Consider the following 12,496-nt stretch of genomic DNA (forward strand, 5'->3'; position numbering starts at 1 on the left):
AGACAGATATGGAGCCGCTCGCCGATGGCGACCGAACGTACCTTTTCGATCATCAAGCCCGATGCGACGCGTCGCAACCTGACGGGCGCGATCACCGCCAAGCTCGAGGAGGCCGGCCTGCGCGTCGTCGCTTCCAAGCGCATCCACATGACCCGGGAACAGGCCGAGGGTTTCTACGGCGTGCACCGCGAGCGTCCCTTCTTCGGCGACCTCGTCAGCTTCATGATCTCGGGCCCGGTCGTGGTCCAGGTGCTCGAGGGCGAGAACGCCGTCGCGCGCAACCGTGAAGTCATGGGCGCCACCAACCCGGCCAACGCCGACGAGGGCACGATCCGCAAGACCTTCGCGGAATCGATCGAAGCCAACTCGGTCCACGGTTCGGACAGCCTCGAGAACGCGAAGATCGAGATCGACTATTTCTTCAAGCCGGAAGAAATCGTCGGCTGATCATGACGGCCCCCGTCATCAGGCGGGCCGTTTGCGAGGACGCCGCCGCGCTGGCTCTGGTCGGCGCGGCGACCTTCCTCGAAACCTATGCGCACATCATCGGCCTGCCCGACATGCTGCTGCACTTCGAAGGCAAGAACAGCGCCGACGCCTGGCGTGCCTTCACGAGCGATCCCGCCGGTGCGGCCTGGATCGCCGAAATCCCCGAGACCCGCGCGCCGATCGGCTTCGCGCTCCTGACCCCGCCCGACCTTCCGATCGAGACCGGCCCCGCCGACATCGAGCTGCGGCGCATCTACATCATGGGCAAATGGCACGGCCACAAGCTGGGACGCCAGCTGGTCGACGAAGCGATCGCCCATGCGCGCGGGCGCGGGATGCAGCGCCTGCTGATCGGCGTCTATTCGGGCAATGACGCGGCGATCGGCTTCTACCGGCGGCTGGGCTGCGACCTCGTCGGATCGCGCCGCTTCCAGGTCGGCGACGCGGTGTTCGACGATCTGATCTTCGGGTTGGACCTGTAGGTCGCAAAAGCCATGAAACTATGCGGCGAAGCGGTAGGCTGCATAGGGGGAGTTTGAGTGGACTGTCACCGATATTAAGGGCAATATGTAGTGGGGGAGTCAGGGCGGGGATTCGAATTGTGTCGCGCGATAGAAATAGGGTCGGATTGAGTTCCGAAAACCGCCAATTTATTACTGGAATTATTTTTGTATTATTGTTGATTGCGGGACCTGTTCCGATTGGGACTCATGGAGTGCTTGTCCGCATTGGCTACCTTACCGCAATCCCGACCTTCGTATGGGCTATGCTGCGCCTCGCAACAAACTTGAAGATCGATGATAGGCTTAACGAGCAGATTAACCGAGGGCTCACAGCAGCAATAGCAGGCGCGCTTATGCTAACATCCTATCAAACTTACACCGCAAAATTTCATTTGGAATGCACACGAACTGTCCCCGACGGCGATGGTGGCGAGTGCGTTGGCGATTACGTGCGCGTGCCAGGAGGTCATAAAGGCGAATCTCTCATGTGGGCAGTGTTTGGAGTTCTGGCCTTCGCTCACGCGCTAGCTCGACGACCGGATAGCGCTGATTAGCCCTTAGGATTGCGGTGACACCGCGAAATTGGGTAATCATAGTTTACAGTTGCAGTGCATCAATTTGCACTACCCATCGCCAACACGACGAGGGTTCCGTTGATAGTGCATCAATGGACAGCAGCCCGTCCCACCTCTGTATCCGCTCTCGCTCATGAGACCTTCTTGCGGTGGCGGCTCGTCCAAATCTCGTCGAGGCGCTTCTGGGCTGCGGCCGCCGTCGTTCGGCCGATCATCGACAGGCCGCGCAGGCGGACTTCGCTGCCGCCTAGGAAGCCGCCGTCGATCGCATAGCCGACGTCGTACAGCGTCACATCTTCGGCGACATCGCCGCCGACCGTGAAGCGGGTCGTGATCGCGACGGGCAGGCGGGCGTCGCCGCGTGGGCGTTCCTGCTCGCCCGCGTCGCGGCGGGCCTTGCGCAGGCCGTCGGACAGCCAGTCGGCCTCGATGCGCGGGTCGGTGCTGTCGACGGGGTCGATCCCCAGCGCCTTGGGGAAGGCGATGGTCTGGCCCTGGATGACCTGCTCGCCGATCGGCTGCAGGGCGAGGCGGTCGCCCTTCTTCTCGACCTCGGCGCGCAGCACCAGGATGCGGGCTTTGGTGCTCGACGCGCGCTCCTGCGCCGCTTTCTCGTCCTCGTTGTGCCGCCGCTCGGAATAATTGTTCCAGAGGGTCAGCACCGACACGACGAGCGCGGCCACGCCCAGCGCCTCGCCGAGGGTGATCCAGCGCAGCCGGCGCCGGCGAGCTTCCGCCGCAGAGGTCTCTTCAGCCATGGCTCCGGATATAGGCAGCCAGCGCCTCGGGATAAAGGCGGTGTTCCTCGATCAGCACGCGATCGGCGAGCGTGTCGGGCGTATCACCGGGCAGGATCGGTACGCGGGCCTGGGCGATCACCTCGCCATCGTCGAGCTCGGGCGTCACGACATGGACCGAGCAGCCGGCCTCTGCGTCGCCCGCCTCAATCGCGCGCATATGGGTGTCGAGGCCCTTATATTTCGGCAGCAGCGAGGGGTGGATATTGACGATCCGGCCTTCCCAGTCCGCGATGAAGCCCTCGCTCAGGATCCGCATATAACCGGCCAGCGCGACGAAGCGCACGCCGGCTTCTCGCAGCGCCGCATCGATGATGGCGTCGAATTCGGCGCGCTTGAGGCCCTTGTGGCTGTGCGCGAAGGTCGAGATGCCGGCGGCGCGGGCATGGTCGAGGCCGGCCGCTTCGGGATCGTTCGATGCGACGAGGACGACCGCATAGGGGCAGTCGGCTGCGCGCGACGCCTCGATCAGCGCCGCCATGTTGCTGCCGCGGCCCGAGATCAGGATGGCGATCGGCGTCTTGTCGGTCACGCGTTCAAAACCTCGTCGATGCCCGGAGGCAGGCGATCCCGGCTCAGCCGAGATGCGTGGCCGACCAGTCGGCGCGCGCGCTCCAGGTCTCGGCGCTGCCCGTGACGGTGCAGCCCTTTTCACCTTCGGCGATATGGCCGATGCGGAACACGGTCTCGCCCGCTGCGGCCAGTTCGGACGTCACCGCGTCGACGTCGTCGGCCGAGACGATCACCGCCATGCCTACGCCGCAGTTGAAGGTGCGCGCCATTTCCTCGGGCTCGATATTGCCCTGCGCCTGGAGGAAAGCCATCAGACGCGGCTGCTCCCAGGCGTCGGCATCGACATGGGCGTGGAGCCCCTCGGGCAGGACGCGCGGGATATTCTCGAGCAGGCCGCCGCCGGTGATGTGGGCCATCGCCCGGACCCGGCCGGCGCGGACGACGGGCAGCAGCGAGCGGACATAGATGCGCGTCGGCGCCATCAGCGCCTCGATCAGCAGCACGTCCTGGTCGAACAGGGCAGGGCGGTCGAGCTTCCAGCCCTTGTCGGCGGCCAGGCGGCGCACCAGCGAGAAGCCGTTGGAATGGACGCCCGAGGAGGCGAGCCCAAGGATGACGTCGCCGGCTGCGACACGGTTGCCGGTAAGCGCCTGATCACGCTCGACCGCGCCGACGCAGAAGCCGGCAAGGTCATAGTCGCCATCGGCATACATGCCCGGCATTTCGGCCGTCTCGCCGCCGATCAGCGCGCAGCCGGCGATCTTGCAGCCTTCGGCGATGCCCGCGATGACGCGCTCGGCAACGCTATTGTCGAGGCGGCCGGTCGCGAAATAGTCGAGGAAGAAGAGCGGCTCGGCGCCCTGCACGATCAGGTCGTTGGCGCACATTGCGACGAGGTCGATGCCGACGCCGTCATGACGACCGCTGTCGATCGCCAGCTTCAGCTTGGTACCGACGCCGTCATTCGCCGCAACGAGCAGCGGATCATTATAGCCGGCCGCCTTGAGGTCGAAGAAGCCGCCGAACCCGCCGAGATCGGCATCGGCGCCCGGTCGGCGCGTGGCTCGCGCGAGAGGCGCGATCGCCTTGACCAGGGCATTGCCCGCCGCGATCGACACGCCGGCCTTGGCATAGGTGTAGGATTCTTGATCGTTGCTGCTCATGATGCAGGCCCCTAGACATATCGTGCTTGGATTTCCACGGCCAAGTCGCCAAAAGGCACTGCGTGACCTTCGCCAAACGCTTTTTCCGTCCCATCCCCCTGTCCATCCTCGGTGCCGGTGCGCTGTTGGGGGCGCTCGCCTTCGCGCAGCTGGAGCGGGCGGACGAGCGCGGCGTGCCGCCGATCGACGGGTCGGGCAGCTATGAGGTGAGTGGGATCAAGGTCGACGTCGCGGCGCGAACGGCCGATCAGGCGCGCTATGGCGGCTGGCGCGAGGCGCAGCGCAAGGGCTGGAAGATGCTGTGGGCGCGGGTCAACGGCAAGCCGGTCGAGAATGCGCCCGGCCTGCCCGATTCGACGCTCGATTCGATCAGCGGCGGCATCGTCGTCGAGCGCGAGCAGGTCGGCCCCAACCGCTATGTCGCGACACTGGGCGTGCTGTTCGATCGCGCGCGTGCCGGCGAATTGCTGGGCGTGAAGGGCGCGGTCCGTCGTTCGGCGCCGATGCTCGTCATTCCGGTCGAATGGAGCGGCGCGACCCCGATCAGCTTCGAGCGCCGCAGCGAGTGGCAAAAGGCCTGGGCCCGCTTCCGTGCCGGCAACAGTCCGATCGACTATGTGCGCGTGTCGGGTACCGGTGCCGATCCGGTTCTGCTCAACGCAGCGCAGGCGCGCCGACCGGGGCGCAGCTGGTGGCGGATGCTGCTCGACCAATATGGCGCGGCCAATATCGTCGTGCCCGAGGTGACGCTGTTCCGCCAATGGCCTGGTGGCCCGGTGATCGGCCGCTTCGTGGCGCGCTACGGGCCCGACGCGACGGTGGTCGACCAGTTCACCCTGACCGCCGACACGGGCGATGCGCTGCCGGCGATGCTCGACCGCGCGGTGCAGCGGACCGACACGGCCTATACCCGGGCGCTGCAGGAAGGCGCGATGCGCGGCGACCGGTCGCTCGTGATCGAGACCCCGGTCGAGGAAGTTCCGATCGACGACGTGCTTGACCAGATGGCGGCGGCAGCAACGACGACCGTCACCGTCCAGATCGACACGCCCGACGCTGCTGCCCTCCGTGCACAGGAAGCGCAGCTTCGTGCCCTGACCGGGGTCACGTCGGTCCAGACGGGCAGCCTGGCCCTCGGTGGCACCAGCAGTCTGCGCGTCGCCTTCTCGGGGCCCGTCAGCGCGTTGCGCGAGGCGCTGGTCGCGCGCGGCTGGCAGGTCGAGGATGCGGGCGGCGGCCTTCGGATCAGGCGCGCCGCTACCCCGGCTCCATGACCGACCAGATCGCGCTGCCCTTCCAGTGGCCGGCAGAAGCGAATGAGCGCGACTTCATCGTCGGCGACGCCAACCGGACGGCGGTCCGCCATCTGGAGCATTGGTCGCTGTGGCCGGTGATGGCGAGCGTGCTGACCGGGCCGCGCAAGTCGGGACGGAGCCTGCTCGGGCGGATATTCGCGGCGAAGACCGGCGGACGTTTCGTGGACAATGCCGAGACCCAGGACGAGGAGCGGCTGTTCCACGCGTGGAACGCGGCGCAGGCCGATCGCAAGCCGCTGCTCCTCGCCGCCGACGAACCGCCCGCGCGCTGGAAGATCAAACTGCCCGACCTGCGATCTCGCCTGCTCGCCAGCCAGCATGTGGCGATCGAGGAGCCCGATGGCGCGCTGATGACCGCTTTGGTCGAAAAGCTCATCAACAACCGCGGACTGGAAGCGCGGCCCGATGTGGTGCGCTATGTCGTCCCCCGGATCGAGCGCAGCTATGTCGCGCTTGGCCGGCTGGTCGACGCGCTCGACGAAGCGGCGCTGGCGCGGCGCCGGCCGATTACGCTGGCGGTTGCCAAGGAAGCGCTTGCGGCGATCGGTGTCACGGAAGATACATATAGGCTGCTATAGTGGACGGCCATGGACTCGATCGAACCCCAATCGCATGACTCAGAGCTGATCGGGAGCCCGATCCCGCCCGAGCCGGTGCCGCTGCGGGAGCGCTATTTCAACCGCGAGGCGAGCTGGCTGGCGTTCAACCAGCGCGTGATGGACGAGGCCTCCAATCCTGCGCATCCGCTGCTCGAACGGCTCCGCTTCCTGTCGATCTCGGGTAACAATCTCGACGAATTCTTCATGGTCCGTTTCGCCGGCCTGAAGGCTCAACTGCTCGAAGGCGTCGACAGCCTGTCGCCCGATGGACTGACGGTGGCCCAGCAGCTCGACGGCGCCAGCGACCGCGCCGACCAGCTGATGACCGACCAGCAGCGCGTCTGGGACCGGCTGCGCGACGATCTGGCGACGGCCGGGATCGTCGTGCTCGAAGAGGGCGAGATCGAGGGCGCCGACGCCGAATGGCTCGAGCGCTATTTCAGCGAGCAGATCTTTCCGGTGCTCACGCCGCAGGCGCTCGATCCGGCCCATCCTTTTCCGTTCATCCCGAACAAGGGCTTCAGCCTGTTGTTCGACCTGACGCGGCTTTCGGACGGCGAACAGGTGTTCGAACTCCTGATGGTACCGGCGACATTGCCGCGGTTCATCCGCCTGCCGCGCGGCAGCGCGCGCTATGTCGCGATCGAGACGCTGGTCCGGCGCTTCACCCATTTGCTCTTTCCCGGCTACGAGGTGCGCGGCCATGGCGCGCTCCGCATCATCCGCGACAGCGACATCGAGGTCGAGGAAGAGGCCGAGGATCTGGTCCTCTATTTCCGTACCGCGATCAAAAGGCGCCGCCGTGGCCGGGTGATCCGGATAGAGCTGGAGGGCGGCATGTCCGCGTCGCTCGAACCGCTGTGGAAGGACCAGATCGGCGGGGCGGACAGCTTCGTCACCGAATCGGGCAGCTTCCTCGGCATCGCCGATCTCGCGCAACTGGTCGAAGAGGACCGGCCAGACCTGAAGTTCACGCCGTTCAGCCCGCGCTTTCCCGAGCGAATCCGCGAACATGGCGGCGATTGCTTCGCCGCGATCCGGGCCAAGGACATCGTCGTCCATCACCCTTATGAGACGTTCGACGTGGTGCTCGCCTTCCTGCGCCAGGCGGCGCAGGACCCCGACGTCGTCGCGATCAAGCAGACGCTCTACCGCGCGGGCAAGCAGTCGGCGGTGATCCGCGCGCTGGTCGATGCGGCCGAGGCGGGCAAGTCGGTGACGGCCGTGGTCGAGCTCAAGGCGCGCTTCGACGAGGAGCAGAATCTGCTCTGGGCGTCGCAGCTGGAGCGCGCGGGCGTCCAGGTCGTCTATGGCTTCATCGACTGGAAGACCCACGCCAAGGTGTCGATGGTCGTCCGCCGCGAGGCCGACGGGCACAAGACCTACTGCCATTTCGGTACGGGCAATTATCACCCGATCACGGCGCGCATCTATACCGATCTCAGCTTCTTCACCGCCGATCCCCGGCTGGGGCGCGATGCGGCGCAGCTGTTCAACTATATCACCGGTTATGTCGAGCCGGTCGACCTCAACCTGCTGACGATCTCGCCGCACGGCATGCGCGACGAACTGGCGCGGCTGATCGACGCCGAAATCGACCATGCACGCGAAGGGCGGCCGGCGGCGATCTGGGCCAAGATGAACTCGCTGGTCGACCCGGCGATCATCGAGAAGCTCTATCGCGCCAGCGCGGCCGGGGTGCAGATCGACCTCGTCATTCGCGGCATATGCTGTCTGCGGCCCGGCGTACCGGGTCTTTCGGAGAATATCCGGGTCAAGTCGGTGGTCGGCCGCTTCCTGGAGCACAGCCGGATCATCTGCTTCGGCAACGGCGCCGCTCTGCCCAACCGGAAGGCAAAGGTGCTGATCAGTTCGGCCGACTGGATGCCGCGCAATTTCGATCGCCGCGTCGAATATCTGCTGCCGATCGAGAATCCGACCGTCCATGCGCAGATCCTCGATCAGGTGATGGTCGCCAATCTGATCGACGACGAGCAGAGCTGGCAGCTGATGCCCGACGGCAAATATGAGCGGGTGACGCCCGGCAAGCGTCCTTTCAATCTCCACCGCTATTTCATGACGAACCCGTCGCTGTCGGGTCGCGGTGCGGCCTCGCGCAAGAACGGATCGGTGCCGAAGCTCTCGCTGCGGCGCGACTGATCCGGCTCACCTGGGGCGGCGTGGCAGCCAGCGGCTCGCGGTTCCGATCCACATCAGCGCCACGCCCCAGCCTGCAAGGACGTCGCTGGGCCAGTGGACGCCGAGCGCGAGCCGGCTCCAGCCCACTGCCAAGGCGAAGGCAGCAAGCACCGGCGTCAGCCAGGGTCTGTCGCGCCCGAAGAGCAGAGCGAGCGCCAGCATCGTCAGCATCGATCCGGCGGCGTGCGAGCTGGGAAAGCTCAGGCTCGTGACCTCGTCCAGACGACCGATGAGCGGCGGGCGCGGGCGCGAGAGAACTTCTTTCGCCGCTTCGACCAACAAGCGACCCGATCCCACGGCCAGGAGTAACCAAAGGGCTTCGGCCTTCCGTCCCTTGAGAGCCAGAAACAATACGGCTGCCAGAGCCACGGGCCCGAGCGTGATGAAGCCGCCGGCGTTTGTCAGGAGGCTCGTCGCCGGGATCAGTGGCGAGGACGGATCGAGCCGGAAAATCGCCAGCCAATGTCCGTCCGTCGCGGGACCGCCGAGCCAGAGCGTCGTCCCCGCGGCCAGCAGAAACGTGCCGAGAAGCGGCCAGGACAGGGCGGGTCTGAGAGACAGGGGCATGGCTTCGCCTGCCATGCCCGACCCGTATCATGCAAGGCGGGGGCGGAACCAAAGTGCAACTTACCGCTTCCGGTCGATGGCGGATGTGCGTTAGAGCGGAGGCCTATGCCAGCGATTTCGATGTTTCGTCGCGCCAAGCATCCGGCGCCGGGCCATACCCGTGTCGGAATCATCGACATTGGCTCCAACTCGATTCGCCTCGTCATCTATGACGGCCCGGCGCGCGTTCCGGCGGCGCTGTTCAATGAGAAGGTGATGGCTGGGCTCGGCAAGGGGCTCGCCCGCACGGGCGCGCTCGATCCCGATGCCATGGAACGCGCGCTCCACGCGCTGTCACGCTTCAAGCGCCTCGCCGAGCAGATGGGCGTGCCGCATCCGCGTACCGTCGCGACGGCGGCTGTTCGCGATGCCAGCAACGGCAAGCTCTTCATCGACAGGGTTCTGGAACTTGGCCTGCCGGTCGAGATACTTTCGGGCGACGACGAAGGGCGAATCGCCGGGCTCGGCGTGATCGCCTCGATCCCCGAAGCCAATGGCATCGTCGGCGATCTGGGGGGCGGCAGTCTCGAACTGGCCCGCGTGGTCGATGGCGAAGTGCGGGAGACCAGTTCATTTCCGCTGGGCGTCCTGCGCATCGATGCCGTCAAGGCGAACGGCCCACGCGCATTGCGCGCGCTTGTCGACAAGACTCTCGGCAAGGCCGGCTGGAAGGGGAAGGGGGCAGGCCTGCCCTTTTACATGGTCGGCGGGTCCTGGCGGTCGCTGGCGCGCCTCGATATGTATCTGACCGATTATCCACTGCCGATCGTCCACCATTACTGGATGCCGCCCGAAAATGCGCAGCACCTCGTGCGCGTGCTGGCGCATCTCGACCGCAAGCGGCTGCGCGAGGTCATCGGCCTGTCGGGATCGCGTATCCCGACGCTGTCCCACGCCGCTTCTTTGCTGACCCATGTCGTGCGCGAACTCGGGTCGAGCGAGTTGATCGTCTCGGCCTATGGCCTGCGCGAAGGTCTGCTCTACGAGGAATTGTCGCCCTATCAGCGCGCTCAGGATCCGCTGATCGCGTCGACCCGCGAGGAGGGCGCGCGCCAGGGGCGCTTTCCCGAACATGGCGATCTGCTCGAACGCTGGATCGCGCCGCTGTTCGAGGGCGAGAGCCGTGAGGATGCGCGCGTACGCCACGCCACCTGTCTGCTGGCCGACGTGGGCTGGCGCGCCCACCCCGAATTTCGCGCCGAACGGGGCGTGGAGACGGCGCTGCACGGCAATTGGGTGGGGATCGACTCCCGAGGCCGTGGCATGATGGCGCATGCGCTGTGGACCAGTTTCGGTGGCAACGGGATGGTGCCCGTCATCAGCAGCATCTGCTCACCGTCGGAGATCGTTACGGCCGAACGATGGGGGCTGGCGCTGCGTCTCGGCCAGCGTTTCTCGGGCGGCGTCGCCGATGCGCTCACCGGAAGTCGTCTGTCGCTGGCACCCGGCGCGCTCGAACTGCGCGTCGACAAGGACAATGCCCTGCTTCACGGCGAAACCGTCGAGCGGCGCCATCGGACGCTGGCAACCGCCTTCGGACTGGAACCGCGCCTGATCCTCGACTGACGCGCGCCTCGCCGCCGCAGCGCGGCCGAGGGATCAGTCGGCGGCGCCGTTGTCCAGGCTCGACATCACCATCCGGCCGTTGCGAACGCTGAAGGCGAGCCGTCCTTCGACGAGGGCGAGCGCATCCTTGCCGAAGACGTCGTTCCGCCAGCCCGAGAGCATCGGCAGGTCACGGACGCCGGCGGCGAGCAATTCCAGCTCCTCGGATCGCGCGATCAGGCGGGCGGCGACGTCGGCATCGCGCGAGCGCACCTTCAGCAGCAGCTTGAGCAGGTCTGCGATCAGCGCGCCTTCCTTGCCCAGGCCCGGCTTGCGGTCCTCGCGCGCAGGCATTTCGTCGTCGGGCAGCGGGCGGGAGTCGGCAATCGCGGCCATCAGGCGCGCGCCGATCTCGTTCTGTGCCCAGCTCGGCGACAAGCCACGCACGCGCGACAGATCCGACTGTACCTTGGGCGGATGCGAGGCGAGGTCTGCCAGCGTCTCATCCTTGGCGATGCGGCCGCGCGGCAGATTCTTCGATCGCGCCTCGCGCTCGCGCCAGGCGGCGATCGCCTTCAGTCGGCCCAGCACCTCGGCCTTGCGGCTGGGCAGCCGGATGCGTGTCCAGGCGAGGTCGGGTTCATTGGCATAGCTGGCGGGATCGCACAGCCGCTCCATCTCATTGTCGAGCCAGCCGCCGCGCCCGGTCTTGCGCAGCTTGTCGAGCATGCGCGGAAACAGCTCGGCCAAGTAGGTTACGTCGCCGATCGCATAGTCGATCTGGCGCTTGTCGAGGGGGCGCCGGGCCCAGTCGGTGAAGCGGGCACCCTTGTCGAGCTTGATGCCCAGCAGGCTCTCGACGAGGTTTGAATAGCCGATCTGCTCGCCCATCCCCATCGCCATCGCCGCGATCTGCGTATCGAACATGGGGTGGGGCGTCTTGCCCGTCAGGTTGTGGATGATCTCCAGATCCTGGCCGCCCGCGTGAAACACCTTGAGGACATCGGGATTGTCGACGAGCAGGTCGAGCAGCGGCGTCAGGTCGATATCCTTCGCCTTCGGATCGATCGCTGCAGCCTCTTCGCTGTTGGCGATCTGGATCAGGCAAAGATCGGGCCAATAGGTGGTCTCGCGCATGAACTCGGTGTCGACCGTCACGAAAGGCGACTGGGAGAGCCGGGTGCAGAGATTGGCGAGGGTCGCGCTGTCGCTGATAAGAGGGTGAATATGCATGGCGACGTGCATAGCCGGGTTACAACGCTTGACAAGCACCGCGCGCCCGCGCGAAGCGCTCCGCTCGCAATTTCACCGGAAAGTTGAACCTACCCATGCACGCCTATCGCACGCACAGCTGCGGCCAGCTCCGCTCCGAGCACGTCGGAACCCAGGTCCGTATCTCCGGCTGGGTGCACCGCAAGCGTGACCATGGCAATCTGCTCTTCGTCGACCTGCGCGATCATTATGGGCTGACCCAAATCGTCACCGACATCGAGTCGGAAGCGTTCAAGCAGCTCGAGCGGCTGCGCGTCGAATCGGTCGTGACGATCACCGGCGACGTCGTCGCCCGCGCGCCCGAGGCGGTGAACCCGAACCTCGCGACCGGTGCGATCGAGGTCCGCGCCCGCGACGTCGCGGTCCAGTCGATCGCGCAGGAGCTGCCGCTGCCGGTGGCGGGCGAGGCCGATTATCCCGAGGATATCCGCCTGCGCTATCGCTTCCTCGATCTGCGCCGTGACCGCATCCATTCGAACATCGTCCTGCGCTCGAACGTGATCGCATCGATCCGGCGGCGCATGATCGACCAGGGCTTCACCGAATATCAGACGCCGATCCTGACGGCCTCGTCGCCCGAAGGCGCGCGCGACTTCCTGGTGCCCAGCCGCATCCATCCGGGGAAATTCTACGCGCTCCCGCAGGCGCCGCAGATGTTCAAGCAGCTGCTGATGGTCGCCGGTTTCGACCGCTATTTCCAGATCGCACCCTGCTTCCGCGACGAGGACGCCCGCGCCGACCGTTCGCCGGGCGAGTTCTACCAGCTCGACTTCGAGATGAGCTTCGTCACCCAGGAAGACGTGTTCGCGGCAATCGAGCCGGTGCTGCACGGCGTGTTCGAGGAATTCGCCAATGGGCGTGCCTTCACGCCGGCGCCGTTCCCGCGCATCGCCTATAAGGACGCGATGCTGCGCTATGG

The 12,496-nt window shown here is 66.1% G+C and carries 12 protein-coding genes; 7 read left to right on the forward strand and 5 right to left on the reverse strand.

Annotated elements, in window-relative coordinates; translation table 11 throughout:
- Positions 1-24: 24 nt before the first annotated feature.
- Together ndk and KAY22_RS17985 are read left to right on the forward strand one after the other, a co-directional pair.
- The gene (ndk, locus tag KAY22_RS17980; RefSeq protein WP_296624687.1) at positions 25-447 is read left to right on the forward strand and encodes a nucleoside-diphosphate kinase; all 423 of its coding nucleotides are present in this window, start codon (positions 25-27) and stop codon (positions 445-447) included.
- Positions 448-449: 2 nt separating this feature from the next.
- The gene (locus tag KAY22_RS17985; RefSeq protein ID WP_296624676.1) at positions 450-971 is read left to right on the forward strand and encodes a GNAT family N-acetyltransferase; all 522 of its coding nucleotides are present in this window, start codon (positions 450-452) and stop codon (positions 969-971) included.
- A 727-nt stretch (positions 972-1,698) separates the two neighbouring features.
- Here the strand turns inward: KAY22_RS17985 and KAY22_RS17990 are convergent.
- The 3 genes from KAY22_RS17990 to purM are packed head-to-tail and all read right to left on the reverse strand — an operon-like array spanning position 1,699 to position 4,040.
- The gene (locus KAY22_RS17990) at positions 1,699-2,325 is read right to left on the reverse strand and encodes a hypothetical protein (protein WP_296624677.1); all 627 of its coding nucleotides are present in this window, start codon (positions 2,323-2,325) and stop codon (positions 1,699-1,701) included.
- Positions 2,318-2,896, reverse strand: coding sequence for a phosphoribosylglycinamide formyltransferase (gene purN / locus KAY22_RS17995; protein WP_296624678.1), 579 nt, complete (start codon positions 2,894-2,896; stop codon positions 2,318-2,320). The genes KAY22_RS17990 and purN overlap by 8 nt, the downstream gene beginning before the upstream one ends.
- 43 nt (positions 2,897-2,939) lie before the next feature.
- On the reverse strand, positions 2,940-4,040 hold the full coding sequence (gene purM, locus KAY22_RS18000; RefSeq protein WP_296624679.1) for a phosphoribosylformylglycinamidine cyclo-ligase: 1,101 nt from the start codon (positions 4,038-4,040) through the stop codon (positions 2,940-2,942).
- Between the two features lie 62 nt (positions 4,041-4,102).
- Here purM and KAY22_RS18005 point away from each other — a divergent pair, with 62 nt between their 5' ends.
- Genes KAY22_RS18005 through KAY22_RS18015 form a run of 3 tightly spaced genes read left to right on the forward strand, consistent with a single transcriptional unit; the run spans position 4,103 to position 8,115 of the window.
- On the forward strand, positions 4,103-5,314 hold the full coding sequence (locus KAY22_RS18005; RefSeq protein WP_296624680.1) for a heavy-metal-associated domain-containing protein: 1,212 nt from the start codon (positions 4,103-4,105) through the stop codon (positions 5,312-5,314).
- Positions 5,311-5,934, forward strand: a complete 624-nt coding sequence (locus KAY22_RS18010; RefSeq protein ID WP_296624681.1) for a DnaA/Hda family protein — start codon at positions 5,311-5,313, stop codon at positions 5,932-5,934. Before KAY22_RS18005 ends, KAY22_RS18010 begins: the two co-directional genes overlap by 4 nt.
- Before the next feature lie 9 nt (positions 5,935-5,943).
- Positions 5,944-8,115 (forward strand): RNA degradosome polyphosphate kinase, encoded by a 2,172-nt coding sequence (locus KAY22_RS18015; protein ID WP_296624682.1) that lies wholly within the window; start codon positions 5,944-5,946, stop codon positions 8,113-8,115.
- A gap of 6 nt (positions 8,116-8,121) precedes the next feature.
- Here KAY22_RS18015 and KAY22_RS18020 read toward each other — a convergent pair whose 3' ends face one another.
- Positions 8,122-8,721 (reverse strand): phosphatase PAP2 family protein, encoded by a 600-nt coding sequence (locus tag KAY22_RS18020; protein ID WP_296624683.1) that lies wholly within the window; start codon positions 8,719-8,721, stop codon positions 8,122-8,124.
- 105 nt (positions 8,722-8,826) lie between these two features.
- Between KAY22_RS18020 and KAY22_RS18025 the strand changes: the two genes are divergently transcribed.
- Complete coding sequence (locus KAY22_RS18025; protein WP_296624684.1) at positions 8,827-10,326, forward strand: Ppx/GppA family phosphatase; 1,500 nt, start codon at positions 8,827-8,829, stop codon at positions 10,324-10,326.
- A 33-nt stretch (positions 10,327-10,359) separates the two neighbouring features.
- Here the strand turns inward: KAY22_RS18025 and rnd are convergent, their stop codons facing one another.
- A complete protein-coding gene (gene rnd, locus KAY22_RS18030) occupies positions 10,360-11,538 on the reverse strand; it encodes a ribonuclease D (RefSeq protein ID WP_296624685.1) in 1,179 nt (392 codons plus the stop codon).
- 95 nt (positions 11,539-11,633) lie between these two features.
- Between rnd and aspS the strand changes: the two genes are divergently transcribed.
- On the forward strand, positions 11,634-12,496 hold an 863-nt coding region (aspS, locus tag KAY22_RS18035), incomplete at its 3' end, for an aspartate--tRNA ligase (protein ID WP_296624686.1).

This window comes from Rhizorhabdus sp. (assembly GCF_018006725.1).
Lineage (GTDB): Bacteria > Pseudomonadota > Alphaproteobacteria > Sphingomonadales > Sphingomonadaceae > Rhizorhabdus.